Source organism: Trinickia mobilis (genome assembly GCF_017315705.1).
Lineage (GTDB): Bacteria > Pseudomonadota > Gammaproteobacteria > Burkholderiales > Burkholderiaceae > Trinickia_A > Trinickia_A mobilis.
The window spans coordinates 62,495-88,060 of record NZ_JAFLRF010000014.1; the positions used below are offsets into that span (position 1 = coordinate 62,495).

The 25,566-nt window shown below is 64.4% G+C and carries 23 protein-coding genes and 5 tRNA genes; 10 read left to right on the top strand and 18 right to left on the bottom strand.

All coding sequences use genetic code 11. From position 1 onward, the window contains the following. Positions 1–42 precede the first annotated feature (42 nt). Positions 43–1,089, top strand: a complete 1,047-nt coding sequence (locus J3489_RS20225) for a CaiB/BaiF CoA transferase family protein (RefSeq protein WP_207000994.1) — start codon at positions 43–45, stop codon at positions 1,087–1,089. A 28-nt stretch (positions 1,090–1,117) separates the two neighbouring features. Here the strand turns inward: J3489_RS20225 and J3489_RS20230 are convergent, their stop codons facing one another. From J3489_RS20230 to alr, 3 genes are all read right to left on the bottom strand, one after another. Then, positions 1,118–1,384: a DUF2866 domain-containing protein gene (locus tag J3489_RS20230; RefSeq protein WP_207000996.1), complete on the bottom strand. Its 267-nt coding sequence runs from the start codon at positions 1,382–1,384 to the stop codon at positions 1,118–1,120. Positions 1,385–1,527: 143 nt separating this feature from the next. Beyond that, on the bottom strand, positions 1,528–2,904 hold the full coding sequence (radA, locus tag J3489_RS20235; protein WP_207000998.1) for a DNA repair protein RadA: 1,377 nt from the start codon (positions 2,902–2,904) through the stop codon (positions 1,528–1,530). 49 nt (positions 2,905–2,953) lie between these two features. Beyond that, positions 2,954–4,024, bottom strand: a complete 1,071-nt coding sequence (alr, locus tag J3489_RS20240; RefSeq protein WP_207001000.1) for an alanine racemase — start codon at positions 4,022–4,024, stop codon at positions 2,954–2,956. A 217-nt stretch (positions 4,025–4,241) separates the two neighbouring features. Between alr and lplT the strand changes: the two genes are divergently transcribed. Further along, positions 4,242–5,549, top strand: a complete 1,308-nt coding sequence (gene lplT, locus J3489_RS20245; protein WP_207001002.1) for a lysophospholipid transporter LplT — start codon at positions 4,242–4,244, stop codon at positions 5,547–5,549. Between the two features lie 121 nt (positions 5,550–5,670). Then, the gene (gene thiD, locus J3489_RS20250; RefSeq protein ID WP_207001004.1) at positions 5,671–6,477 is read left to right on the top strand and encodes a bifunctional hydroxymethylpyrimidine kinase/phosphomethylpyrimidine kinase; all 807 of its coding nucleotides are present in this window, start codon (positions 5,671–5,673) and stop codon (positions 6,475–6,477) included. Positions 6,478–6,551: 74 nt separating this feature from the next. Here thiD and J3489_RS20255 read toward each other — a convergent pair whose 3' ends face one another. Genes J3489_RS20255 through tsaB form a run of 4 tightly spaced genes read right to left on the bottom strand, consistent with a single transcriptional unit; the run spans position 6,552 to position 9,775 of the window. Then, the gene (locus tag J3489_RS20255; RefSeq protein ID WP_207001006.1) at positions 6,552–7,544 is read right to left on the bottom strand and encodes a DUF1853 family protein; all 993 of its coding nucleotides are present in this window, start codon (positions 7,542–7,544) and stop codon (positions 6,552–6,554) included. Beyond that, the gene (locus J3489_RS20260) at positions 7,541–8,533 is read right to left on the bottom strand and encodes a uracil-DNA glycosylase (RefSeq protein WP_207001008.1); all 993 of its coding nucleotides are present in this window, start codon (positions 8,531–8,533) and stop codon (positions 7,541–7,543) included. The genes J3489_RS20255 and J3489_RS20260 overlap by 4 nt, the downstream gene beginning before the upstream one ends. Next, complete coding sequence (rimI, locus tag J3489_RS20265) at positions 8,520–9,014, bottom strand: ribosomal protein S18-alanine N-acetyltransferase (protein WP_207001010.1); 495 nt, start codon at positions 9,012–9,014, stop codon at positions 8,520–8,522. The genes J3489_RS20260 and rimI overlap by 14 nt, the downstream gene beginning before the upstream one ends. Further along, positions 9,011–9,775: a tRNA (adenosine(37)-N6)-threonylcarbamoyltransferase complex dimerization subunit type 1 TsaB gene (gene tsaB, locus J3489_RS20270; RefSeq protein WP_207001150.1), complete on the bottom strand. Its 765-nt coding sequence runs from the start codon at positions 9,773–9,775 to the stop codon at positions 9,011–9,013. The genes rimI and tsaB overlap by 4 nt, the downstream gene beginning before the upstream one ends. A 308-nt stretch (positions 9,776–10,083) precedes the next feature. Here tsaB and J3489_RS20275 point away from each other — a divergent pair, with 308 nt between their 5' ends. From J3489_RS20275 to aceA, 3 genes are all read left to right on the top strand, one after another. After that, positions 10,084–10,353, top strand: coding sequence for an acyl-CoA-binding protein (locus J3489_RS20275; RefSeq protein ID WP_207001151.1), 270 nt, complete (start codon positions 10,084–10,086; stop codon positions 10,351–10,353). Between the two features lie 411 nt (positions 10,354–10,764). After that, positions 10,765–12,333 carry a DEAD/DEAH box helicase gene (locus J3489_RS20280; protein ID WP_207001012.1) on the top strand — a complete coding sequence of 523 codons (1,569 nt, stop codon included), beginning with the start codon at positions 10,765–10,767 and terminating at the stop codon, positions 12,331–12,333. A gap of 391 nt (positions 12,334–12,724) precedes the next feature. Further along, a complete protein-coding gene (gene aceA / locus J3489_RS20285) occupies positions 12,725–14,032 on the top strand; it encodes an isocitrate lyase (RefSeq protein WP_207001014.1) in 1,308 nt (435 codons plus the stop codon). Positions 14,033–14,279: 247 nt separating this feature from the next. On the opposite strand, the gene J3489_RS20290 is transcribed toward aceA, so the two are convergent. Together J3489_RS20290 and J3489_RS20295 are read right to left on the bottom strand one after the other, a co-directional pair. Then, a complete protein-coding gene (locus tag J3489_RS20290) occupies positions 14,280–14,714 on the bottom strand; it encodes a universal stress protein (RefSeq protein WP_207001016.1) in 435 nt (144 codons plus the stop codon). A 174-nt stretch (positions 14,715–14,888) separates the two neighbouring features. Beyond that, positions 14,889–15,791: a LysR family transcriptional regulator gene (locus J3489_RS20295; RefSeq protein ID WP_207001018.1), complete on the bottom strand. Its 903-nt coding sequence runs from the start codon at positions 15,789–15,791 to the stop codon at positions 14,889–14,891. A 157-nt stretch (positions 15,792–15,948) separates the two neighbouring features. Between J3489_RS20295 and J3489_RS20300 the strand changes: the two genes are divergently transcribed. Together J3489_RS20300 and aceB are read left to right on the top strand one after the other, a co-directional pair. Further along, positions 15,949–16,716, top strand: a complete 768-nt coding sequence (locus J3489_RS20300; protein ID WP_207001020.1) for a haloacid dehalogenase type II — start codon at positions 15,949–15,951, stop codon at positions 16,714–16,716. A gap of 70 nt (positions 16,717–16,786) precedes the next feature. Further along, a complete protein-coding gene (gene aceB / locus J3489_RS20305) occupies positions 16,787–18,379 on the top strand; it encodes a malate synthase A (protein WP_207001022.1) in 1,593 nt (530 codons plus the stop codon). A gap of 271 nt (positions 18,380–18,650) precedes the next feature. On the opposite strand, the gene rraA is transcribed toward aceB, so the two are convergent. Next, complete coding sequence (gene rraA, locus J3489_RS20310) at positions 18,651–19,145, bottom strand: ribonuclease E activity regulator RraA (protein WP_207001024.1); 495 nt, start codon at positions 19,143–19,145, stop codon at positions 18,651–18,653. Positions 19,146–19,393: 248 nt separating this feature from the next. Here rraA and J3489_RS20315 point away from each other — a divergent pair, with 248 nt between their 5' ends. Continuing rightward, positions 19,394–20,257 (top strand): AraC family transcriptional regulator, encoded by an 864-nt coding sequence (locus J3489_RS20315; RefSeq protein WP_207001027.1) that lies wholly within the window; start codon positions 19,394–19,396, stop codon positions 20,255–20,257. A gap of 37 nt (positions 20,258–20,294) precedes the next feature. On the opposite strand, the gene J3489_RS20320 is transcribed toward J3489_RS20315, so the two are convergent. From J3489_RS20320 to gltX, 7 genes are all read right to left on the bottom strand, one after another. Next, positions 20,295–20,759 (bottom strand): GNAT family N-acetyltransferase, encoded by a 465-nt coding sequence (locus J3489_RS20320; RefSeq protein WP_207001028.1) that lies wholly within the window; start codon positions 20,757–20,759, stop codon positions 20,295–20,297. 237 nt (positions 20,760–20,996) lie between these two features. Beyond that, positions 20,997–21,073 (bottom strand) — tRNA-Asp (locus J3489_RS20325). Positions 21,074–21,151: 78 nt separating this feature from the next. Then, positions 21,152–21,227: transfer RNA gene (locus J3489_RS20330), tRNA-Glu, on the bottom strand. 62 nt (positions 21,228–21,289) lie between these two features. After that, positions 21,290–21,366, bottom strand: a tRNA-Asp gene (locus tag J3489_RS20335). An 80-nt stretch (positions 21,367–21,446) separates the two neighbouring features. After that, a tRNA-Glu gene (locus J3489_RS20340) sits at positions 21,447–21,522 on the bottom strand. 140 nt (positions 21,523–21,662) lie between these two features. Next, positions 21,663–21,738 (bottom strand) — tRNA-Ala (locus tag J3489_RS20345). A gap of 123 nt (positions 21,739–21,861) precedes the next feature. Further along, on the bottom strand, positions 21,862–23,271 hold the full coding sequence (gene gltX / locus J3489_RS20350) for a glutamate--tRNA ligase (RefSeq protein ID WP_207001029.1): 1,410 nt from the start codon (positions 23,269–23,271) through the stop codon (positions 21,862–21,864). 379 nt (positions 23,272–23,650) lie between these two features. Here gltX and J3489_RS20355 point away from each other — a divergent pair, with 379 nt between their 5' ends. After that, positions 23,651–24,625 carry a patatin-like phospholipase family protein gene (locus tag J3489_RS20355; RefSeq protein WP_207001030.1) on the top strand — a complete coding sequence of 325 codons (975 nt, stop codon included), beginning with the start codon at positions 23,651–23,653 and terminating at the stop codon, positions 24,623–24,625. A 191-nt stretch (positions 24,626–24,816) separates the two neighbouring features. On the opposite strand, the gene J3489_RS20360 is transcribed toward J3489_RS20355, so the two are convergent. Next, positions 24,817–25,500: a C40 family peptidase gene (locus J3489_RS20360; protein WP_207001031.1), complete on the bottom strand. Its 684-nt coding sequence runs from the start codon at positions 25,498–25,500 to the stop codon at positions 24,817–24,819. Between the last annotated feature and the right edge of the window lie 66 nt (positions 25,501–25,566).

Consider the following 25,566-nt stretch of genomic DNA (forward strand, 5'->3'; position numbering starts at 1 on the left):
CTGGTCAGGCCCAAGCCGGCACCGACCGACAAGAGGTGGCTCTTGACGCTTCATGCTCCGCTGCAAGGCTTGCGCGTCGTCGATCTGACGCGCCTGTTGCCCGGCCCGGTCGCGACGCTGCGCCTCGCGGAACTGGGCGCCGACGTGCTCAAGATCGAAGAACCCGGCGCCGGCGACTATGCCCGGGCGATCATGCAAAGCACGGCGGACAAGGCCGCCGGCCAGCCGAGCACGTTCTATAAGATCGTCAACCGCGGCAAGCGCGAGACGCGGCTCGACTTGAAATCGGAGACCGGGCTGACCGTGCTGTGCGCGCTCGTGCGCGAAGCGGACGTGCTCGTCGAGAGCTTCCGGCCCGGCGTGATGAAGCGCCTGGGGCTCGGCTACGAAACGCTTTGCGCTCTCAATCCAAAGCTGGTCTATTGCGCGATCACCGGTTACGGCTACGAGAGCCCGTTCTCGCAGCGGCCGGGGCACGACCTCAACTATCTCGCCTATGCGGGCGTGCTCGATCAGATCAAGACGCGCGACGGCACGCCGGCCATCCCGAACATCCAGATCGCCGACTTGCTCGGCGGCGCACTATCCGCCGTGACGCAGATCCTGGCGGCGTTGTGGAAGGTGGCACGTGGGGGCGATGGCGCCTTTATCGACGTGTCGATGACGCACTCGGTACATGCGAACAACATCGTCGCGCGAACCGCCCTGGCCGAAGCGAGCAAAGATACCGGCGACCCTGCCACGCCGCAAGCGGGCGCTGGCCTGCTCAACGGCGGCGTGCCCTGCTACAACCTGTACCGCACCGCGGACGACCGCTGGCTCGCGGTCGGCGCGCTCGAGCTCAAATTCTGGGAGAGGCTTTGCCGGGCGCTCAATCGCAACGATTGGGCAAGCCGTCACTGGAGCCTGGGGCAAGCGATCGGCGGCCCCGATGCCGCCGCGCTCACCCAGGAACTGGCCGACATCATCGTGGAGCATCCGCTCGACGATTGGGTCGCGCTGCTCGAACCGCTTGATTGCTGCGTTTCGCCGGTGCTGAGCGCCGCCGAAGCGGCGACTCACGCGCTCTTCCATGTGGACCGCGAATAAGGCCGTGTAGACCGCCGGCGTCCCCGTATCAACGCCGTGGCAGCGTTTGCCGCGGCGCGCGCTCGTCGTCAAACATCACGTGCTTGCGTCCTTCCACGTGACGTTTGATCGTCGCGATCACCTCTGCCGCCGTTACATCTTCGGCGACCACGCGCCGCGAAATTCGCCCTTCCGGGTCGATCCACTCGACGATCCGGCATCCGCCGCCCCAAGGCCGCGGAATGGGGTCCGATACCCGGCAGCCGCGCAGGTGGTCGAACGTGCGGGCAGCCGCCGTTTCTTGAGATTGTTTCAAGGCGCCATCCTTTTACCGTGCAAAACGGATTGCACGTGCGCAAAGAATAGGCAAACGCCGTGCTGCTTGGGTTACAGCAAATTTAGCGTTGGTTACCCGGAATTACACTTGTATGGATGGTGGCTTGCGGCGGCGATGCGCGTCTATTCGAGTTCCTTGACGCGGTCGATCGCCTGCTCGATCCGTTCCACCGCGAGCACCTGCAAGCCGTCGATCGGCTGCTTCGGCGCGTTCGCCTTCGGAATCAGCGCCGCGGTGAAACCGAGCTTCGCCGCCTCCTTGAGGCGCTCCTGTCCGCGCGGCGATGGCCGGATCTCGCCGGCCAAACCAACCTCGCCGAACACGAACAGCCCCTTCGGCAGCGGCTTGTTGCGCATCGACGAATGGATCGCGAGCAGCACGGCAAGATCGGCAGCAGGCTCAGCAATCTTCACGCCGCCGACGGCGTTCAGAAACACGTCTTGATCGAAGCACGCGATGCCCGCGTGGCGATGCAGCACGGCAAGCAGCATCGCGAGCCGGTTCTGCTCGAGCCCGACCGCAAGCCGGCGCGGATTCGGCACGTGCGCCGTATCGACGAGCGCCTGGATTTCGACGAGCAGCGGCCGCGAGCCTTCCTGCGTGACCAGCACGCACGAACCGGGCACGATTTGCTCGTGCTGCGAAAGGAACAGCGCCGACGGGTTTGCGACGCCGCGCAAGCCGCGCTCGGTCATCGCGAACACGCCAAGTTCGTTGACGGCGCCGAAGCGGTTCTTGAACGCGCGCACGAGCCTGAATGACGAGTGCGTGTCGCCCTCGAAGTACAAGACGGTGTCGACGATGTGCTCGAGCACGCGCGGGCCGGCCAAATTGCCCTCTTTCGTGACGTGCCCGACCATGATGATCGCGGTACCCGACTGCTTAGCGATGCGCGTCAACTGCGCGGCGCACTCGCGAACCTGCGCGACCGAACCCGGCGCCGACGTCAACGCTTCGGAGTAGATTGTCTGGATCGAGTCGATCACGGCGACGTCCGGGCGCTCGGCTTCGATCGCCGCCTGGATCTTCTCGAGCTGGATTTCCGCGAGCAACTGGAGATCGGCCGCTTTCGCGCCAGGCTCGAGCAACGCGAGACGCTGTGCGCGCAAGCCGATCTGCGCGGCCGACTCTTCGCCGCTGACATAGAGCGCGCGCCGCTCGTTCGCGATGCCCGCGAGCGACTGCAGCAGCAGCGTCGATTTACCGATCCCGGGGTCACCGCCGATCAGCACGACGCCGCCGGTGACCAGCCCCCCGCCCAGCACGCGGTCGAACTCGCCGATGCCGGTCGAGAAGCGCGGCACGTCAGCCGCTTCGATATCGGCAAGCCGCTGCACCGGCGCGCTCTTCGCGAGCGACTGGAAGCGGTGTGCATGCGGGGATTCGGCGACGGTCTCGACGAGCGTGTTCCACGCGTTGCACGCGGGGCACTGCCCTTGCCACTTCGGAGCCTGCCCACCACATTCGGTGCAGATGTACAACGTCTTTTGCTTCGCCACGCGCCGCCTTTGCTTTCTTCTTAGTCGTTCCGGAAAACGGGCGCGCCGCTCATTCGGCGCGCATCGGCACGCGCGGCGCCACCGCGCACATCAGCTCATAGCCGATCGTGCCGCAGGCGCGCGCCACGTCGTCGATCGGCAGATTGGCGCCCCACAGCTCGACGCGCGAGCCGACGTTGGCGGTCGGGCACGGCGTGAGGTCGACGGTGATCATGTCCATCGACACCCGGCCGGCCACCCGCGTACGCACGCCGTCGACGATGATCGGCGTGCCTTCCGGCGCGATGCGCGGATAGCCGTCCGCATAACCGCATGCGACGACGCCGATGCGCATCGGCGCCGGCGCGGTGAAAGTCGAGCCGTAGCCGACGGTTTCGCCCTTGGCGATCGTCTGCACGGCGATCAGCTCCGAGGTGAGCGTCATGGCCGGCTGCAATCCGGTGCCGTCGATAGCGGACGTGACGCCCGACGGCGACGCGCCATACAGGATGATGCCCGGCCGCACCCAGTCGTAGTGCGACGACGGATGCCAAAGCGTCGCCGCCGAATTCGCGAGACTGCGTGCCCCCGCGATCCCCTCCGCGCCGCGTTCGAACATTTCGAGCTGATACGCGATGCCGCGCTCGCTGTCGGCGTCGGAGAAGTGGGTCATCAGCGTAATCTGACCGACACCCGGACAGGCGCGCGCCCGTTCCCAGGCCGCGCGGAACTTCTCGGGCGCATAGCCGAGCCGGTTCATGCCGCTGTTCATCTTCAACTGGATATTGACCGGCTTCGACAGTCGCGCCATCTCCAGCATCCGCAACTGCTCGTCGCTGTGCAGCGCCGTCGTGAGGCTATAGCGGTCGATCACGTCGATGTCGGTCGGCCGGAAAAAGCCTTCCAGCAGCAGAATCGGCCCCGCCCAGCCCAGTTCGCGCAGCTTCGCGGCCTCTTCGAGATCGAGCAGGCCAAAGCCGTCCGTGGCGCGCAGCCCCGGGAACGCGCGCGCGAGCCCGTGCCCGTAGGCATTGGCCTTGACCACGGCCCAAATCTTCGAATTGGGTGCGTAACGGCGGGCAACGGCGAGATTGTTGGCGAGAGCGGCGGTATGGATGGTGGCTAGAAGGGGGCGCGGCATGAGTTTTTTCGTGAAGACACTTGCAAATCAGGACCTTACAGTGCGTTTTCAATGCCCGTAAAGGCCCGCTGGGGAGCACCACCGAGGATGCGCTAGTCCGAAAACATCTATTTTCGTGATATAAAGCCGTGCGCACAACCCATTTCGAACGGAATAAGTCCGAACGCGTAACCCGCGGGCGGGGCGGACGACCGCAGCGAGGACAGCACCGCATCAGATGAAAAAAGGTTTTTACACCATCATGGCCGCGCAGTTTTTTTCGTCGCTGGCCGACAATGCCCTTCTGATCGCTGCAATCGCACTGCTGAAAGATCTTCACGCTCCGAACTGGATGACGCCGCTGCTCAAGCTGTTTTTTGTGCTGTCGTACGTCGTGCTCGCCGCCTTCGTCGGCGCCTTCGCAGATTCCCGCCCGAAAGGCCGCGTGATGTTCGTAACCAACACGATCAAAGTGGTCGGCTGCGTGGTCATGCTGGTCGGGGCGCACCCGCTTATCGCCTACGGCATCGTCGGATTCGGCGCCGCGGCTTATTCGCCCGCCAAGTATGGCATCCTCACCGAACTCCTGCCGCCCGACCGCCTCGTCGCCGCCAACGGCTGGATCGAAGGCACGACCGTCGGCTCGATCATTCTCGGCACCGTGCTCGGCGGCGCGCTGATCAGCCCGCATATCGCCGCCCATATCCTCAAGCACAACATCCCGTTCATCGAGACGCCCGCCGAAGCGGCGATGCTCTTCATCATGGGCATCTACGTGGTCGCGGCGCTCTTCAACCTGCGCATTCCCGACACCGGCGCGCGCTATCCGAGGCAGCAGCACGGGCCGATCAAGCTCATCACCGAATTTGCCGATTGCTTTCAGATCCTCTGGCACGACAAGCTCGGGCAAATTTCGCTCGCCGTCACGACGCTTTTCTGGGGCGCGGGCGCGACGCTGCAATTCATCGTGCTGAAATGGGCCGAAGTGTCGCTCGGCATGTCGCTTTCCGAAGGGGCGATCCTGCAGGCCGTGGTCGCGGTCGGCGTCGCGGCGGGCGCGATGATCGCCGCGGCCAAGGTGCCGCTCAAGCGCTCGCTTTCCGTGCTGCCGGTCGGCATCGCGATGGGCATCGCCGTCATGCTGATGGCGTTCTACACGCGCGACCTGTTCCCGGCGCACTGGGGCCTCTACTTCGGCCACATGCATGTCTCCGGCTACCTGCTCATCGCGTACGTGTTCCTGATTTTTGTCGGCGGCTTGTCGGGCTTCTTCGTCGTGCCGATGAACGCGCTGCTGCAGCACCGCGGGCACGTGCTGCTGTCGGCGGGACATTCGATCGCGGTGCAGAATTTCAACGAGAACCTGTCAGTGCTCGTGATGCTGTGCCTGTACGCGGTCCTCGTCTGGCTCGACGTGCCGGTCACCGCGGTGATCGTGCTGTTCGGCACCTTCGTCTGCGTCATGATGTGGCTCGTAATGCGCCGTCATCAGGCGAATCAGCGCTCTTTCGACTCCGTCGCGCTGATCGGCGAAGTCAAGCACTGAGCGCGGGGCGCCGCCCATCGCCGCCTTGCCGGGAGCACTGGCGGCACACCCTCCCCGGCCGCTGCTAACATCCTTTCGTGCAAGCGCATCGGCCGTTCGCGCCATCCTGATCTTCCTTGCCATGACATCGACGATTCCCAACGTGCTGACGATCGCCGGCTCCGATTCCGGCGGCGGCGCCGGTATTCAGGCCGACCTGAAAACGTTCTCGGCGCTCGGCGCGTATGGCGCGAGTGTCATCACGGCGCTCACGGCGCAAAACACGCGCGGCGTAACCGCGATCCATGCGCCGGACGCCGCATTCGTCGCGGCTCAGCTCGACGCGGTCTTCGGCGACATCCACATCGACGCCGTGAAAATCGGCATGCTCGCGAACGCGCCTATCGTGCGCGCAGTGGCGGCGGCGCTTAGGCAGTATCGGCCGCCCCACGTCGTGCTCGACACGGTGATGATCTCGAAGAGCAACCACGCGCTGCTCGCACCGGACGCGGTCGCCGCACTGCGTGACGAACTGCTGCCGCTCGCGAGCGTATTGACGCCGAATCTGCCCGAGGCGGCGGCACTGCTCGGCGTCGAGCTGGCCGCCGACGAGCCGGCAATGCTTCGTCAAGGCGAAGCATTGCTTCGGCTCGGCGCACAGGCCGTGTTGATGAAAGGCGGACACTTGGCGTCGGCCGACAGCCCCGACTGGCTCGTTCAGGCAAGCGGCGCGCTGCGCTTGGGCGGACCGCGCGTCCCGGTCAAGAACACGCACGGCACGGGATGCACGCTGTCGTCCGCCATTGCTGCACTGATTCCTCAGCGGGCCGATCTCGCGAGCGCGGTAACGGATGCGAAGGTCTACTTGACCGGTGCGCTCGAGCAAAGCACGCGGCTTAATGTCGGCAGCGGCGTCGGGCCGGTTCATCATTTCTATCGCTGGTGGTAGGCGGGCCTGGCGGCTTAGTCCGATTATCGAGGTGAGCCGCAACGCGCTCTTCGCCAGACTCCCGGCCGCCGCGCTCACTGCTGAGCAAACGTCAGCGCACGCTCCGGCCAATCGTTCGGCACGACGAAACCGCGCGAACGTTCAAACCAGTACTCGCCGCCATCGCGCGCGAAAGCGGCTACCATCGCCGGACCGCTTTGCTGCGCCAACTGCTCGGCGAGCGCGTCCGAGCCTAGCAGGCGCGCCGCCACGCCAGCGCCGTCATCGACCGGCGCGCGGTGCCGCGGCGCAAGCCACGCCAAACGCGGCAGCACCGCCCACGCGTCGGCGTGGCCGGAGGCGAAGCGCGGCAGATCGCTGCGCGCGAGCCACCAGCCGCGCGCGTGCGCCGGATGAACCTCGGCAGGCACCTGCACCGCCGCATCGGGCGCATTGCTCCACCGGTAAAACAGCCAGCCCTTGACGAACATCTGCGCGTCCCATGGGCCGCCGTGCCCGAGCGACGCAAATTCCTCGCGCGCGCTCAACGGCAATTGGTGGTCGAGCAAATGAGTGAACTTGAGATCGAACCGATCCTGAAGGTTCGGGCCGACATAATCCGCCATCGACGCCCGCGCGCCGCCCGCGTGCAGATAGCATTTGACGGCCAGCTCCCAATGCAGGCGCTTGCCGCTCGCGGTCTCGACCAGAAAATCGCATTCGCCGAGCGTGCGCCCCGCGCGGCGCAGCGCGACGTTGGCCGCGACCAGCCGGGCAGCCGGCCCATGGCGCAGAAAGTAGCCAAGCAGACACTCGGCGTAGCGGCCGAGCCGCGTCACATGAGCGTCGACGAGACTCTGATGCAGATCGTGAGCGTCCTGATCGAGCGCGAGCAGCCACGCAACCGTAGCCGATGCCTCGCCTGCCGATTCGAACGGACTCGCCAGCATCCCCGCAGGAGGTTGCGCGCGCAACAAATCGGGACTGAAGATGAGCCATGCGAGGTCCCGCACGGCGGAATCGACAAGCGAGTCGAGCAGCGCGTCGAGCGCGGCAGCAGCATTGGCGGCCGGCTCGAGCGTTTTCACGGTTGGCTCGCCTGCGAAGTGGCCGCCTGCACGGCGTGCCGATAGGTATCGCGCGCAAGACACAGGTCCGCCCACGCTTTCGACTTGTCGGACAAACTGCGCAGCAGGTACGCGGGGTGATACGTGACGATGACCGGCACGCCCTCGTACTGGTGCACGCGGCCGCGCAGGGACGAGATGCTGGCGTCCGTCTTCAAGAGGCTTTGCGCCGCGAACCGGCCAAGCGCGATGATCAGCTTCGGCTTGACGAGCGCGACCTGGCGCTGCAAATACGGCTCGCAGCGCGCGACCTCGTCGGGCTCGGGATTGCGATTGCCGGGCGGGCGGCATTTGATGACGTTTGCGATATAGACATTCGTACCGCGCGCAAGCGTGAGCGATTGCAGCATGTTGTCGAGCAGCTTGCCCGCCTGCCCGACGAACGGCTCGCCCTGCTTGTCTTCGTTCTCGCCCGGCGCTTCGCCGATCAGCATCCAGTCGGCGTTGCGGTCGCCGACGCCGAACACCGTGTTCGTGCGCTTTTCGCACAAGCCGCAACGCTCGCAGCTTGCGACCCGTGCGGCGAGCGCGTCCCAATCCAGGCTGTGCACGAGCGGAAGCCCGCCGGCCTCGGCCCGCCCGTTCGGCTCGAACGCGGGAACCGGCTGTGCGTCGAGCCAAGGGAAGTCGTCTTCGGTGAGCGGCGGCGGCTCGTCGCCCCCAAATGGATCGGCTGGCGGCACGGCTACGCTCGGCGCCTTGACCGCAGGCTGGATCTCGGCCTCGAGAACTGTGGCGGGAATTGCTGGCGTTTTATCGGCGCCCTCCACCTCGGCGACCTTGACATCGGCGTCCTTGAAATCGACGTCCTTCGACCCGGTGTCTGCCGCAACCCGATCCGCCACGACCACACTGGATGCAGCCTCGTCCGCCGCCGTTGCGCCGACAGCGCGCCGTACCCACATCGGCGCGAGCCCAAGTTCGTCGAGCGCGGATTCATGAAGCGCCATATGCGCCCTCCTTGGCAAACAAGAAACGCATCACGATCGCGTCCTCCCGGCTGCGATGCCGCGCCGGATAATAATTTTTGCGCCGGCCGATCGAAACGAAGCCAAAGCGCTCGTACAGGTGAATCGCCCGCAGATTCGAAGGCCGCACTTCCAGCAACAAGCCCGACAGCTTCTCGTGCTGCGTGATGCGCACGGCTTCGCGCAAGAGGGCCAGCCCCGCGCCCGCCCCCTGCGCCTGCGGCGCGACGCACAGATTCAGCAAATGCATCTCGTCGACGACGGGCATCAGCACGCAATAGCCGATCAGCGCGCCCGTGACGTGCCGCATGCACAGTCCGAAATAGCCGTTGCGCAGCGAGTCTTCGAAATTGCCGCGCGTCCAAGGAAACTCGTAGGCGTTGCGCTCGACGAACACGACTTCGTCGAGATCGGCGTCGGTCATCGGCGACAAATAGCGATCCGCCATCAACACGCCGCTCATCGCGCGCCCTCGCCGCTTTGGGCAGTCCGTGCGGCGAGCCGCTCGGTCGTGGTTTGCGCGACCTTGTCGCGCACGTAGTCGGGGGCGGCCAGTTCGGCAGGCACGGTGCGTCCCGCGCGATACGCGCGCAATGCCGCGAGCGCAACCGGCAGCGCGTGCGGCAGTGCGGCGCCGTCGACGATTTCCGCACGAGCAGCCACGCCGAGCCTCTCGCCGAACACCGCAGCCGCATTGCCGGCGAGCGTGAACAGGGCGTCGGGTGCCACGACCGTATCGGGCGTGCCTAGCGACGGCGGTACCACCACGCGCCACTCGCCCGCATCCCACGCGTAATCGGCCCAATAGACCTCCTCCATCCGCGCATCGAGCGCGGCCAGGACGCGCGTCACCGACGGGCGGTGCAGGCGCGCGCCTTCCGCGCAAGCGAGCAACGTGCCGATGGGCACGACGGGCAGATCGAGGCCGAACGCCAGCCCCTGCGCGACACCGGTCGCAGTGCGCAGGCCGGTGAACGATCCGGGCCCGGCGCCGAACGCAATTGCGTCGCAATCGGCGAGCGTGAGTCCGGCTTCGTCGAACAATTCGCGCACGGCGGGCAGCACGCGGGTACTCGACACCGCCCCCGTTTCTTCATGGCGCACCCAGGTGCGGAGTTCCTCGGCCGAAGCATCGGCGGGCGAGTCGGAACAAAGCAGAGCGACCGAGCAGTATTCGGTCGACGTATCGAGAGCAAGCAGCACAGTTCGAGTCATGCCCGATATTGTAATGCGGCGCCCCGCTCAGCCGAACCTGGTCCATTCGGCCGAGGCTCGCGGGAATACCCGCAGCCGCGGCGCAGCCCTGACAGACGATCGAGCGTCGCGCGGGCCCTGGCGTTTGGAAGAATCGCTCGAGCCGGCGCCCCGGCCTGCTTGCTATGATCGGCCGCCTCGATTCCATCTTTTGTCACGGAGGCGCAATGAACCACCCCCACGCTCACTTGCTTTGCATGGGACCGGAGTACCTGCTAAAGCGCTACTCCGGATCGACACGTTCGCTGCCCCCTGGGGGCGGCCCTGCGGAAGGCATCATGAGCAATATCGACGCACGCTTTTCACAAGCCCAGTCGGACGTACAGGAACTGCCCGAAAAGCCCGGCAACATGACGCTCCTGCGTCTGTACGCCCTCTTCAAGCAGGCAACCGAAGGCGACGTGCACGGCGACAAACCGGGTTTCGCCGACATCGTCGGCAAATACAAGTACGAGGCATGGGCATCGCTCAAAGGCACGGCCCGGGACACGGCAAAGCAGCAATACGCGGAACTCGTCGACTCGCTGAAAAACGGCGAGCAGAGCTAAGACTGGCCTGGCGAACCGTCTGACCCACATGTCTTGGCCACGCCCAATGCGGCTAAGACATGTCCCAAATTAGTGGCGCGCCGCAGCAAAAGTCCTTATAATGCAGCTGCGCTTCACTGACGGGTCGAGTTTTGAGGCTGTCGTGCAGCGCCTCGTAGCGTTTTGCTCCAATCTAGTTTAGAACCTGTCCCCTTCTGCCTAGGCCCAACGGGCCGTCTTGTACCAGGCTTGGCGGCAATGCCACTACCGGCGTTGACGCATCCGATACAGCTTCTAACGAAAGCTCGCCTTCATTATCGCGAGCTGCCCCCGTTTTTCGATTTGCTCGCGGCTCTCTGGCTCGCTGAATCCGACGACTTGGGTAATGCCGATTGGCGCCGACGTTCCTAACCCTGTGTTTCAAGGATTCACATGACTTCGAGCAATACTTCCAGCCCGTTGAACGCCATCGCTGATCAGGTCTTCGGTTTGGATACCCCTCTCGCTGCCGCCGCTTCCGCGATGCCTGCCGCTCCTGCCGATTCCGCCGCGCCTGCCGGCCCGACCTTCGAGTCGCTTGGGCTGTCGCCGGAAATCTGCTCGGCGCTGACCGCCGCCGGTTATTCGGCGCCGACGCCGGTCCAGCAGCGCGCGATTCCCGCCGGCATCGCCGGACGCGACCTGCTGGTGTCGAGCCCGACGGGCTCCGGCAAAACCGCTGCCTTCATGCTGCCCGCGATCGAGCGTTTCGCGCAGCTTCAAAAAACCCAGGCTTCGCAACCGCGCGAGCCGCGCGACCCCAACGGCGACCGCCGCGGCCGCCGTCCGCAGCCCGCCGCACGCCCGGGCCTCCTCGTCCTCACGCCGACCCGCGAACTCGCGATGCAAGTGACGACCGCCGCCTCGACTTACGGCAAGCACTTGCGGCGTCTGCGCACGGTCAGCATCCTCGGCGGCGTGGCCTACGGCCAGCAATTGATGCTGCTCGCCAAGAACCCTGAAATTCTCGTCGCGACGCCGGGGCGTCTCCTCGACCACCTGGAGCGCGGCCGCATCGACCTTTCGCAACTGCAGATGCTCGTGCTCGACGAAGCCGACCGCATGCTCGACATGGGCTTCATCGACGACATCGAGACGATCGTTGCAGCGACGCCCGCCACGCGCCAGACGATGCTGTTCTCCGCGACGCTCGACGGCAAGATCGGCTCGCTAACGAACCGTCTCTTGAAGGACCCGGAGCGCATCGAGATCCAGCAGCGCCTGGAATCCCGCACGAACATCGCCCAGACCGTGCATTACGTCGACGACCGCGACCACAAGGACCGCCTGCTCGACCATCTGCTGCGCGACGCCGGCCTCGACCAGGCGATCGTGTTCACGGCGACCAAGAGCGACGCCGACCAGCTCGCCGGCAAGCTCGCCGACGCGGGCTTCGAATCGGCCGCGCTGCACGGCGACCTGCCGCAAGGTGCGCGCAACCGCACGATCCGCGCACTGCGCGAGCGGCGCGTGCGCGTGCTCGTGGCGACCGACGTCGCCGCCCGCGGCATCGACATCCCCGGCATCACGCACGTCTTCAACTACGATCTGCCGAAGTTCGCCGAAGACTACGTGCACCGCATCGGCCGTACCGGCCGCGCGGGCCGCTCGGGCATCGCAGTGAGCCTCGTGCATCACGCCGAGCAAGGCGCGTTGAAGCGCATCGAGCGCTTTGTGCGCGCGCCGCTGCCGGTCAATGTGATCGAAGGCTTCGAGCCGCGCAAAGCGCCGCCGGCGAACGGCCGCGGCGGTTTCGGCGGCGGCCGCGGCCGTCCGGGCAGCGGCGACGGCCGGCGCCTTAGCGGCAATCGCGACGGCAAGCCGGGCAACGGCGGCTCGCGCGGCGGCAATGGCTGGAGCGGCAAGCCGTCGGGCGGCTCGCGCGAAGGTTTTGGCGGTTCGCGCGACGGCTACAGCGCGCGCCGCGGCGACGGCCCGCGCGGCGCGCGCCGCGGCAGCTGATTGCCCGTATGAAGCCCTATTGACGAGGCGTTCGGCTCATCGATTCGCCTTCGTCTGACGAAAAGCCGGTGTTAGCGCACCGGTTTTTTTTCGCCCCGACCCATATTTCACAATATGAAAAAATTTTTTAAGTTGTAAAAAATCGTGCTGCGTGGCACAACGGCCCCAATTGCAAGATAGAAAACCTTATTTCTCAATGTGAAATAAAAAACATAAGCAATTGATTTTAAAGAAATAAAAATATCGGACAAAGTATAGTCGGCCGCTATGGCGCCTCCAGCGATTTGCCTAGACTCTTATATAAGACTGATCGGAACGAAGCGCCCCCGCCGAGTTTCGCCGCAAACAGATTTCCGACGATTCACCTCTATGGCAAACCAAGGAGCCCACCATGTCACGTCAACAGCAAGCACAGCAACTCCATCAGCAATGGGAAACCGATCCGCGCTGGAAAGGCATCAAGCGCGGCTACACCGCCGAAGACGTGGTGCGCCTGCGCGGTTCGCTGCAAGTCGAGCACACCATCGCCAAGCGCGGCGCCGAAAAGCTGTGGGCCGCGGTCAATAGCGAGCCGTTCGTCAACGCGCTCGGCGCGCTGACCGGCAATCAGGCAATGCAGCAAGTGAAGGCCGGCTTGAAGGCAATCTATCTGTCCGGCTGGCAGGTGGCGGGCGACGCGAACGTCGCCGGCGAAATGTACCCGGACCAGTCGCTGTATCCGGCGAACTCGGTGCCGCTCGTCGTCAAGCGCATCAACAACACGCTGACGCGCGCCGACCAGATCCAATGGTCCGAAGGCAAGAACCCGGGCGACGAAGGCTACATCGACTACTTCGCGCCGATCGTGGCCGATGCCGAAGCCGGCTTCGGCGGCGTGCTCAATGCGTTCGAGCTGATGAAAGCGATGATCGAAGCGGGCGCATCGGGCGTGCACTTCGAAGACCAGCTCGCCTCAGTCAAGAAATGCGGCCACATGGGCGGCAAGGTGCTCGTACCGACGCGTGAGAACGTCGCGAAGCTGACCGCGGCGCGGCTCGCCGCCGACGTCTGCGGCACGCCCACCGTGCTGATCGCGCGCACCGACGCCGAAGCCGCCGACCTCATCACGTCCGACGTCGACGACAACGACAAGCCGTTCCTCACAGGCGAGCGCACGGTCGAAGGCTTCTTCCGCACGAAGCCGGGCCTCGGGCAAGCGGTGTCGCGCGGTCTCGCCTATGCGCCGTACGCCGACATGATCTGGTGCGAAACCGGCAAGCCCGACCTCGAATACGCGAAGAAATTCGCCGAAGCGATCCACAAGCAGTTCCCGGGCAAGCTGCTGTCGTACAACTGCTCGCCGTCGTTCAACTGGAAGAAGAACCTCGACGACGCGACGATCGCCAAGTTCCAGAAGGAGCTCGGCGCGATGGGCTACAAGTTCCAGTTCATCACGCTGGCCGGCTTCCACGCGCTGAACTACTCGATGTTCAACCTCGCGCACGGCTATGCCCGCCAGCAGATGAGCGCGTTCGTCGAGCTGCAGCAGGCGGAATTCGCGGCGGCCGAAAGGGGCTTCACAGCCGTGAAGCACCAGCGCGAAGTCGGCACCGGGTACTTCGACGCGGTGACGCAGACGGTCGAGCGCGAAGCGTCGACGACCGCCCTGCACGGCTCGACCGAAGACGAGCAGTTCTTCGACAGCAAGAAGGTCGCTTGATTGACGCTTGACGCAAGCGATCGAATGCGGGCAGCGCTGCCTGCGGCGTTGCATGGGACTCGAGTAAGCGCTCTGCATGGGGCCGGAGTCAGTGCTGAAGCACTAACTCCGGCCGACAGCTAAAGCGCTAACTCGGGTCGACAGAAAGGGAACGCGCCGGCACATCCGCCGGCGCGCTTCTTTACGGAGCAGCGGGTCCTTGGTTCAAAAGCAAGAATGCGACGCACGAAATGCGCCACCTCGCTCATCAGCGATACACGATCACCGGGATTTTCGTATGGGTCAGCACGCGCTGGGTCTCACTGCCGATCAAGAGGCTGCCGAGCCCGCGCCGTCCGTGCGACGCCATGAAGATCACGTCGCAGCCGCCGTGCTCCGCCGCTTCGATGATGCCGAGATACGGCGACGGATGCACGCTCGTCTGGCTCTCGCAGGCCACGCCGGCACGCCGCGCCGCCTCCTCGACATCCTGCAAGTGCTGGCGCGCTTCGCGCTCGCTGCGCTCCTGGAAATCGGCGGGCGGCTCGATCACGACCTCGGAAAACGGCGAGTACGGATATTGCGGCAAGCACGCATAAGCGGTAATCCGCGCGCCGACCGATTGCGCCAAGTCGATCGCGCCGTCGATTGCCTTTTGCGACAGGTCGGAACCATCGGTCGGAACCAGGATGTGCTTGAACATGGCGCTCTCCGTCGTCGGCTGTCCTCGCTATCGGCTCGCGCGGCTGCATCCGCGGTCATACGCGCGTTCGCGCGGCCCTTCAAACCGATTGTAGTGCGCCGAAAAACGCCTCAAGGCGGGTTTGCGGGTCAGTCCGCATATCGGAAACCCGTGGCCGCTCGCGGCCATGAAGCGTCATTGCCAGTAGCTGGAATGCTCGTACGTGTGTTTGAGGAAATCGAGAAACAAGCGCACGCGCAACGGCAAATGGCGCCGTTGCGGAAACACGGCGTGGATGCCGATCGGCGGCGCGGCAAACGCGTCGAGCACGCTGACGAGCCTTCCTGCGGCAATATCCGCGCCGACCTCCCACCAGGAGCGCCACGCGAGCCCGTGGCCTTCGAGGCACCATTCGTGCAGCACCGCGCCATCGGAGCATTCCATCGTGCCCGATACCTTGATCGACACGACCTTGCCGTCCTGCTGGAACACCCAGCCGCGCTGCTGATTGGCGCTCGCGCCGAGCGCGAGGCAATTGTGGCGGGCGAGATCGGCAAGCGTTTCGGGCATGCCGCGCCGCGCCAGATACTGCGGCGACGCCACGCACACGCGCCGGTTCTCCCCGAGCCGAAGCGACACCAGCGACGAGTCCGGCAATTCGCCGAGCCGCACGGCGCAGTCGAAGCCCTCGTTGACGAGATCGACCGTCCGGTCGGACAGATCGAGCGTAATCGACACGTCCGGATGCGCGAGCGTGAACGCCGGCACGAGCGGCGCGACATGCTTGCGCCCGAATCCGGCCGGCGCCGACACGCGCAAATGGCCGCTTGCCTTCACGCCGCCCGCGGAGACGCTCGCCTCCGCGTTCTGCATGTCGTGGATGATGCGCTGGCAGTCTTCGAGGAAGGCCGAGCCTTCGAAGGTCAGCGTGAGCTTGCGCGTCGTGCGCACGAAGAGCTTCACGCCGAGCCGCTCCTCGAGCGCGTCGAGCCGCCGGCCGATGATCGCCGGTGCGACGCCCTCGGCCTGCGCGGCGGCGGAAAGGCTACCCTTGGCGGCAACGGCGACGAAGGTTTCGATCTGCTTGAAACGAGGCATGGGCGGGGACTGCGGCGGTCCAAAAAATAGTTACATAAAAATGTCGATGAACAGATTAGGGTGGTAAAAGTAAAAGATCAAGTGATGTTTCCGCGCTTTTTAAGTGCAAGCGATCACTAATACAATTCGTCTCGACCTCTGATAGGAGCGCATGGCAATGTCGGCCACAACGACACCCCTCCCCAAAGCAGTGATTTTCGACGCCTACGGCACGTTGTTCGACGTGCACTCGGTCGTCGCTGCGGCGGAGCAGATGTTTCCCGGCCACGGCGACGCGCTCTCGCAGTTGTGGCGGCAAAAGCAAATCGAATACACGCAGTTGCGCACGCTGGCCGATCCGGCGGGCGCCCGCTATCAGCCGTTCTGGAACATCACGCTCGACGCGTTGCGCTACGCCGCACGCAAGCTCGGCCTCGATCTCGACATGCCAGGCGAAAAGCGCCTGATGGACGAATACGCGTGCCTGTCCGCCTATCCCGACACCGTGCCCGTGTTGCGCCGGCTGCGCGAGATGCGCCCGGGCGGCGAGCGCATCGGACTGGCGATCCTGTCCAACGGGAATCCGCAGATGCTCGACATCGCCGTGAAGAGCGCCGGCATGACGGGCCTCTTCGACCGTGTGCTGTCCGTCGATGCGGTGCGCGCGTACAAGCCGGCTCCCGCCGCGTATGCGCTCGGTCCGCTGGCGTTCGGCGCGACGGCGCGCGACATCGTGTTCGTATCATCGAACGGCTGGGACGCCGCCGGTGCGGGCTGGTTCGGCTACACCACTTTCTGGATCAATCGCGCGGGCGCGCCCGCCGAAGAGTTGGGGGTGATTCCCCACGGCACGGGCGGCGGCATGGCCGACCTGCTCGATTTCATCGAAAACCTTGCGCCGCCCGACAAGAGTCCCGGCCGCAGCCGCCACAGCCCTGGCGGTTGAGTCGACTCGAAGCGAGCATCCGCGCAATTTTTATCCGTACTTTGTCATCTGACCGACCAAGGAGCATCCCATGGCGAACACGCTGTCGTTGCCGCAAGGCATGGAAATCACCGGTGCGATCCAGCCCGGTTTTGAAACGATCCTGACGCGCGACGCGCTCGAACTCGTCGCCAAGCTGCACCGCGCGTTCGAGCCGCGCCGACAGGCGCTCTTGAAGGTGCGCGCCGAGCGCACGAAGCGGCTCGATGCCGGCGAGCGCCCCGATTTCCTCAAGGAAACGCAGGCGATCCGCGACGGCGACTGGAAGATCGCGCCGCTGCCGAAGGATCTCGAATGCCGCCGCGTCGAAATCACCGGTCCGGTGGAGCGCAAGATGATCATTAACGCGCTGAACTCGGGCGCGGACGCTTACATGACCGACTTCGAGGATTCGAACACGCCGAACTGGGACAACCAGATCACCGGCCAGTTGAACCTGAAGGACGCCGTGCGCCGCACGATCTCGCTCGAGCAGAACGGCAAGTCGTACAAGCTCAACGACAAGATCGCCACGCTGATCGTGCGTCCGCGGGGCTGGCACCTCGACGAAAAGCACGTGACGGTCGACGGCCAGCGCGTGTCGGGCGGCGTGTTCGACTTCGCGCTGTTCCTGTTTCATAACGCGAAGGAACAGCTCGCACGCGGCACGGCGCCCTACTTCTATCTGCCGAAGATGGAAAGCCACGTCGAAGCGCGCCTGTGGAACGACATCTTCGTGATGGCGCAGGAGGCCGTGGGCATTGCGCGCGGCACGATCCGCGCGACGGTGCTGATCGAGACGATCGTCGCCGCGTTCGAAATGGACGAAATCCTGTATGAGCTGCGCGAGCACAGCTCGGGCCTGAACGCGGGCCGCTGGGACTACATTTTCTCGGCGATCAAGAAGTTCAAGAACGACACGAATTTCTGCCTGGCCGACCGCGTGCAGATCACGATGACGGTACCGTTCATGCGCGCCTATGCGCTGCTTCTCTTGAAGACCTGCCACAAGCGCCATGCGCCGGCGATCGGCGGCATGAGCGCGCTGATCCCGATCAAAAGCGACGAGCAGGCCAACGAGAAGGCAATGGCCGGCGTGCGTTCCGACAAGGCGCGTGACGCCGGCGACGGCTACGACGGCGGCTGGGTCGCGCACCCGGGCCTCGTGCCGATCGCAATGGAAGAGTTCGTCAAGGTGCTCAGCGGCAAGCCGAACCAGATCGCCAAGCAGCGCGACGACGTGCTGGTGGCGGGCAAGGATCTGCTCGACTTCCGTCCGGAAGCGCCGATCACCGAAGCGGGCCTGCGCAACAACATCAACGTCGGGATTCACTACCTCGGCTCATGGCTCGCAGGCAACGGCTGCGTGCCGATCCACAACCTGATGGAAGATGCGGCCACGGCTGAAATCTCGCGCTCGCAAGTCTGGCAATGGATCCGCTCGCCGAAGGGCAAGCTCGAAGACGGCCGCAAGGTCACGGCCGAACTCGTGAGCGAGCTGACCCAGATCGAACTGGAGAACGTGAAGAAGACCGTCGGCGGCGATACGAAGCCGTACGAGCGCGCGGCCGTCATCTTCCAGAAGATGTCGACGTCGGAACACTTCACCGAATTCCTGACGCTGCCGCTTTACGAAGAAATTTGACCGACGGCGAAGGGACGCCGCATTTCGCGCGTCCCTCCGCAGCGTCGAGCGGCACGAGCCGGAAGTGAAAAGGCGCCGCTCAGTCGCGGCGCCTTGTTCTTTTCAGCTTCCGTATTTGAGGCCGGACGACGCGTCGCGTGCGAGCCGGTATTCGACCCAGTCGCCGGATTCGATTCGCGTGCGGTTCGCGAAATGGCCTTGCGGCCAGCCGTTGGTTCAGCGATTGGGGAGACCGCAGCGCTGTTCGCGCCGCAATTCTCGTCCCAGTCGATTATGTGAGCGGCGCGTCGCTGATCAGCACGCCGTCGATATCCGCGTACACCCAATCCCCCGGCCGCACGACCGAGCCCGGCAGCCACACCGGGACGTCGCGCTCGCCCGCGCCGCGCTTCTGGCTGCGCTGCGGATGCGCCGCGAGCGCGCGGATGCCGATGTTGCAGGCGTTCAGTTCCAGCGTATCGCGCACGCAGCCGTAGACCACGACACCGGCCCAGCCATTCGTCTCCCCGATTTGCGCGAGATTGCCACCGACCAGCGCGCAACGCAGGCTCCCCCCTCCGTCGACAACGAGCACGCGCCCATGCCCCGGTTGCTCGAGCGTCGAGCGCACGAGCGAATTGTCTTCGAACAATTTCAGCGTGACAGCCCGGCCGCCAAAAACCTGCGCGCGCCCGAAGGAACGGAACACCGGTTCGAGCACACGCAGCGCGCCCGATGCCAGTCGATCCTCGTGCGCGTCGCAAAGATCCGTCGTTGCAAACGTCATGCGCTTCTCCATTCGAATGGACTGCGTCAAACCGATTATGCCCCGCTGCTTCGGCCGCAGGCTTACGGACCGGTTTCGTCGACAGATGAACCGGGCCGCACGGCCCGGACAATCCACATACAATATACGCGCCAGTCGACGTACATCACGAGCCTGCGGCCCAATGCCGGCAGGCTTTCATCTTCGTGTGTTGCGGCGCGCCGCTCGCCGCGAATTTCGGCCGATCCATCCGGCTATCTGCGACGACCATGATTCAGTCCGCTGCCTCGTCCACCCACCCCGCCCCCGCCGGCCCTTCGACGCGCGTTCACTTCGCGGACATCCCGCCCGAGTTCGCCCCTACGCTCGAGCATCCGATCCGCGTGCGCTCGCGTCCGCTGCCTGCCGGCGAGCAGATCGCCCAGCACACCCACTCGTGGGGGCAGCTCGCTTATGCGTCGCGAGGCGTGTTGCGACTCGGCGTCGCGGACAGCACCTGGATGGTCCCGCCGTCGCGCGCGATCTTCGTGCCGCCGCGCATCAACCACGAAGTCGTGATCGTCGAGGATGCGTACCTGCGCACGCTCTATATCGACGAGTCGGCCGTTCCGCCGGGGCTCAACGCGTGCCGTGTCGTCGAAGTGTCGGGGTTGCTGCGCGAGGTCATCGCCGCGCTCGATACGCGTGAATTGCCAGCGGCGCGCGAGCGCCTTCTCGGCGCGCTCGCACTCGACGAGCTGACGCGCTCGGTGCCGCTGCCGCTATCGGTGCCGATGCCGAGCGAAAAACGCCTTCGCGCGCTGTGCGAAGCGCTGCTCGCCAATCCCGCGAATGCGGACCCGCTCGAGCGCTGGGCGTCGAGCGTCGGCGCCAGCACGCGCACGATCGCGCGACTCTTTCGCAACGAACTGGGAATGAGCTTTTCGCAATGGCGTCAGCAAGCCGTGCTGGCGCGCGCGATACCGCTCTTGCATCAAGGGCGGGCGCTGTCGCACGTCTCGCAGGAATTGGGTTATCAAAGCCAGAGCGCGTTCTCGGCGATGTTCCGGCGGGCGTTCGGCGAAAGCCCACGCGCGTTCATGATGCGCGGCACCGAGCGCCGGATCGGCGATCCAGCCGACGACGACACGTAATCGCGCACTCGGGATCGCACGCATCCAACGCAACGCGTCAAACGCGCCGCACCATATGCCGGATCGCCCCCAACTGCGCCAGCCGCGGGCCCGCGACCCGATACCCCATGCGCAGATAGAGCCGCGCCGCGGGGTTGTCGACGAACACGCGCAACTGCGACTCGCGCAAGCCGCGCGCGCGCGCCCAGCGATGCGAGGTATCGAGGAGATAGGTGCCAGCGCCCTGGCGCCGATGCCCTTCGGCGATTTGCACATCACGGATATGCAGCGAGTCGCCTTCCTCGGTAATGCGCAGCACGCCGATCGGCTCGCCGTTCTCTTCCAGGATGAAGTTCTCCGACTCGCGCCAGCTCGCCAGAAAAAGGTCGGCACGCCAAATCAGATGATGGCGCTTGTAATAGCCGCCCATGTTGTTGCGCGTCAGCGCCTCGGCGAATTCGAAATCGTCGGGCGAGGCTTCACGCAGATGGAACGGTAACGGGACGTCGGTCGGATCGAGCATCGCTGCAGCAAACGGAAGACGTTACGCAGCCCACGTTAAGGCAGCCCGCACGCGCTGGCAAGTGCGGTTTGTCCCGGACTGAGGGCATGCGCCGCAACGGCGTTGCATGGGACCCGAGTAAGTGCTCTGCATGGGGCCGGAGTAAGTGCTGAAGCACTAACTCCGGCCGACAGCTAAAGCGCTAACTCGGGTCGACAAAAAACCCGCTCAAGCTTGGGCTTGAACGGGTTTCTTATTTGGCGGAGCGGACGGGACTCGAACCCGCGACCCCCGGCGTGACAGGCCGGTATTCTAACCAACTGAACTACCGCTCCAGTTTTGCACCGTGGCTTGCGAGCGTCGGTCTGTTCTCACAAGCTGCGCTGCTTCTTATCGAAGCGACGCCGATGTTCTGGCGTCCCCTAGGGGATTCGAACCCCTGTACTCACCGTGAAAGGGTGATGTCCTAGGCCTCTAGACGAAGGGGACAACGTACTGCTTACACCTTTAACGAAAAAGCCCGTTCAAGCGTAACCTGAACGGGCTTTGTCTGGCGGAGTGGACGGGACTCGAACCCGCGACCCCCGGCGTGACAGGCCGGTATTCTAACCGACTGAACTACCACTCCAGTCTTGACACCATGGCTTGTGAGCGTCGGTCGATTCTCACAAGCTGCGCTGCTTCTCTTCCGAAGCGACGCCGATGTTTTGGCGTCCCCTAGGGGATTCGAACCCCTGTACTCACCGTGAAAGGGTGATGTCCTAGGCCTCTAGACGAAGGGGACAAAATCTTTGCAGATCTGCCTCGTTTTCGCCGCTAACTTCCGTCAACTGCGAAGAACGCCATTCTAACTGCTTAAATACTGCTTGTGAAGTCCTTTTTACCGCCGCATACTGCTTTGCAAAACGACTTCACGTGTTCAGATGGTGGAGGTAAGCGGGATCGAACCGCTGACCTCTTGCATGCCATGCAAGCGCTCTCCCAGCTGAGCTATACCCCCTCGCAGAACAGAAGCGAGATTGTAGAGACCGATTTCTATTTTGTAAATACCCCGCTTCGCTTCCGATGCGAAATTTTTTGCATGCAGCTTTTTCCAGCCTGCATGAATCTCCCGCGATAACGCTTACGCGAGCCCCTTCTCGATCCGGCTCACGACGACATCGCGCCCGAACAACATCAACACCGCATCGATCGACGGCGTATGCGTCGTGCCCGCGACGAGCAAACGCACTGGCATCGCCAGTTGCGGCATCTTCAGCTTGTGCGCAGCCAACGTCGCCTTCAATGCGGCCGAGATGCCTTCCTTCGTCCACTCGGCCGAGCGCAGTGCCGCCGCGAGTTCGGCAAGCGCCGGACGCGCGGCGTCGGTCACATGCTGCGCGAGCGCCTCGGCGTCCGGAGCAGAAGCGCGATAGAACATTGCGGCGTTGTCCGCGATCTCCTTGATCGTCGTTGCACGATCCTTCATCAACTCGACGACGCCGATCAGGTCCGGGCCGTTTGCGAGCGTGGCGTCATCGATCCCGAGTTGCGTGAAGAACGGTTTAGCCAGTTCGGCAAGACGCGGGTTGTCCGCTTCCTTGATGTAGTGATTGTTGAGCCAGTTGAGCTTGTCCTGATCGTATTGCGCCGGCGACTTGCCGAGATGATCGAGATCGAACCACTCGATGAACTGCTCGCGCGAAAACACTTCGGCGTCGCCGTGCGACCAGCCGAGGCGCGCCAGATAGTTGAGCACCGCTTCGGGCAGATAGCCCGCATCGCGATAGCCCATCACGCTCATCGCACCATGGCGCTTGCTCATCTTTTCGCCCTGCTCGTTGAGCACGGTCGGCAGGTGTGCGTAGACGGGCACCTCCCCGCCGAGCGCGCGCAAGATGTTGATCTGGCGCGGCGTATTGTTCACGTGGTCGTCGCCGCGAATCACGTGGGTGATGCGCATGTCGAGATCGTCGACGACCACGCAGAAGTTGTAGGTCGGCGTGCCGTCCGGCCGGGCGATCACGAGGTCGTCGAGTTCTTCGTTCGAGATTTCGACACGGCCCTTCACCGCATCGTCCCACGCGACGACGCCCGTCAGCGGGTTCTTGAAACGCAGCACGGGCTCGACGCCCGCAGGCGGCGCCGGCAGCGTCTTGCCCGGCTCCGGACGCCAGGTGCCGTCGTAGCGCGGCTTCTCGCCGGCAGCACGCTGACGCTCGCGCAGCGCATCGAGCTCTTCCGTTGACATGTAGCACGGGTACGCAAGCCCTTGATCGACCATCTGCTTGAGCACTTCGCGATATCGGTCCATGCGCTGCATCTGATAGAACGGACCTTCGTCGATGTCCAGGCCGAGCCACGCCATCCCCTCGAGGATCGCATCGACGGCCTCGGACGTCGAACGCTCGACATCCGTATCTTCGATCCGCAGCACGAACGCCCCCTTCATCTTGCGCGCGAACGCCCATGGGTACAGCGCAGATCGGATGTTGCCCAAATGGATGAAGCCGGTTGGGCTCGGTGCAAAGCGGGTGCGAACGGATGTGGTCATAGGCGATTTGAAACTCGAAAGCGAGACGCGTGAAAGCGTGCGAATGCCGTTGCGCGCTGCCTGGGTCGTTCATCGACTCATTGATCGACGCATTGGTCGACTCATCGATCGACAAAGCCACCGGCAAATACCGTCGGTGGCGCGCAACGAACCGATTCAAAAACAAACGACAATTATAACCGGCAGCCTCTTTTCTCCATGTCGCGATCCGCGTGCCGCGCTTTGTTTTATGATGTGCGCGCGCCGCGTCACGTGCCCGGCGCGATAGCGCCGCCAACTGACACGCGGCCATGTTTGCTTGATCGCGGCGCCAATGCGGTAACTGCCGAACGTCCGCCCGGATCGAACTCCGGGCTGCGCGCCGCCGCTGGAGAAATCGTTGAAGCCTTCGTCCCCTCGCCTCACCCGCCGCACGTTCTCGCTTGCATGCGCATCGGCGGTATTGTCCGCCTGCGCCTCGACCGCCACCAAGACCAACGGCGAATCGGCCGCCACGGCGTCCAACAACACGACCGCCGCGCAGCCAGCAGTTCCGCAGCCGGCCGCTACGACGCGCGAGCGCCCGATTCGCGTCGCGCTTGCGCTCGGTGGCGGCGCGGCGCGCGGCTTTGCGCATATCGGCGTGATCAAGGCCCTCGAAGCACGCAACGTCCAGGTCGACATTGTGTGCGGCACGAGCGCGGGCTCGGTCGTCGGCGCGCTGTACGCGTCCGGCATGAGCGGGATCGCGATCAACAAGCTCGCGCTGACGATGGATGAAGCGTCGATCAGCGACTGGGCAATGCCGTTTCGCGCGCGCGGTTTTCTGCAAGGCGTCGCCCTGCAGAGCTACCTGAACACGACGCTCAATAACCGTCCGATCGAGAAGATGGTCAAGCCGCTCGGCATCGTCGCGACCGATTTGAGGACCGGCCAGCCGATCCTGTTCCAGCGCGGCAACACGGGCATCGCGGTACGGGCGTCGTGCAGCGTGCCGTCGATATTCGAGCCGGTGAAGATCGGCGGACACGAGTATGTCGACGGCGGCCTGGTGAGCCCCGTGCCGGCATCGTTCGCGCGCAAGATGGGCGCGGACTTCGTGATCGCCGTGGACATCTCGGCGCGCCCCGAATCCGCACTCACGCAAAGCTCGTTCGACGTCCTGCTCCAGACCTTCACGATCATGGGGCAGACGATCAAGACCTACGAGCTCGAAAAGTATGCCGACTTCGTGATTCGCCCGAATCTCGCGGCGATGGGGGGCAGCGATTTTGGCCAGCGCAATGCGGCCATTCTGGCGGGCGAGGAAGCGGTTGCGAAAAGTTTCCCGGAGCTGCAGCGCAAGCTGGCTGCGAGCCGCGCAGCGGCCGCGTAACGGGCCGCGAGAGGGCCGCGAGCGATCTCAAGTCGAACCCGAGCAAAACGCCTTGCATGGGACCCGAGTAACCGCTAAAGCGCTAACTCGGGTCGACACACAAAAAGCCTGCTTCAATCGAAGCAGGCTTTTTCGATTCAGCCGCAATCAAACGAGCTGGCGGTCACGCAAAACCGACCGTTAGCGCAGCCTTAGTTGCCGTTCCCGCCGAGCGCCGCATTCACACGCTGGCGCAAATCGTCGGGCTTCACCTGAAACTGCGTCTCGATGCGGCGCGCGCCCGTGAAACGCTTTTCCCAGTAGCCGTCGTCCATATCGTCGACGCGGACCGTGCTGCCAGTGGACGGCGAATGCACGAACTTGTTGTCGCCGATGTAGATGCCCACGTGCGAGAACGTGCGGCGCATCGTGTTGAAGAACACGAGATCGCCCGGCTTCAGGTCGCTCATACGGACCTTTTCGCCGACGCGGCTCATTTCCTCGGCGCGGCGCGGCAGGGCAAGGCCGAGCGTGTCCTGGAACACGTAGCGCACGAAGCCGCTGCAATCGAGGCCGGAATCAGGCGTATTGCCGCCCCAGCGGTAGCGCACGCCGATCATGTTCAGCGCGCCGACGACGACGTCGCCAGCCTTGCCGGCCATGCCCGACAGAAACGACTTCGCACCGCCGGCCGAAGGAGCCGCGGTGTCCGCTTGGAAATTGAGGGAAGGATCGGGAGACTGCGAATGCGACCCGGTCTGAGTCAAATTTGCGGCATTCTGATTGAAACTGCTTACTTCGTCGGCAAACGCGCCGGGAGCTGCGGCCATCAGTACGCCGATGAACATCCCGGTCACGGCTCGCGTACAAACCTGGGCTAGGTATCGGTGCTGCATTGGTCGGTAGATTTTGCTTAAGAATCAGTGGACAGCGAAAAGTTTGGACGATACTAGCCAGCAAGT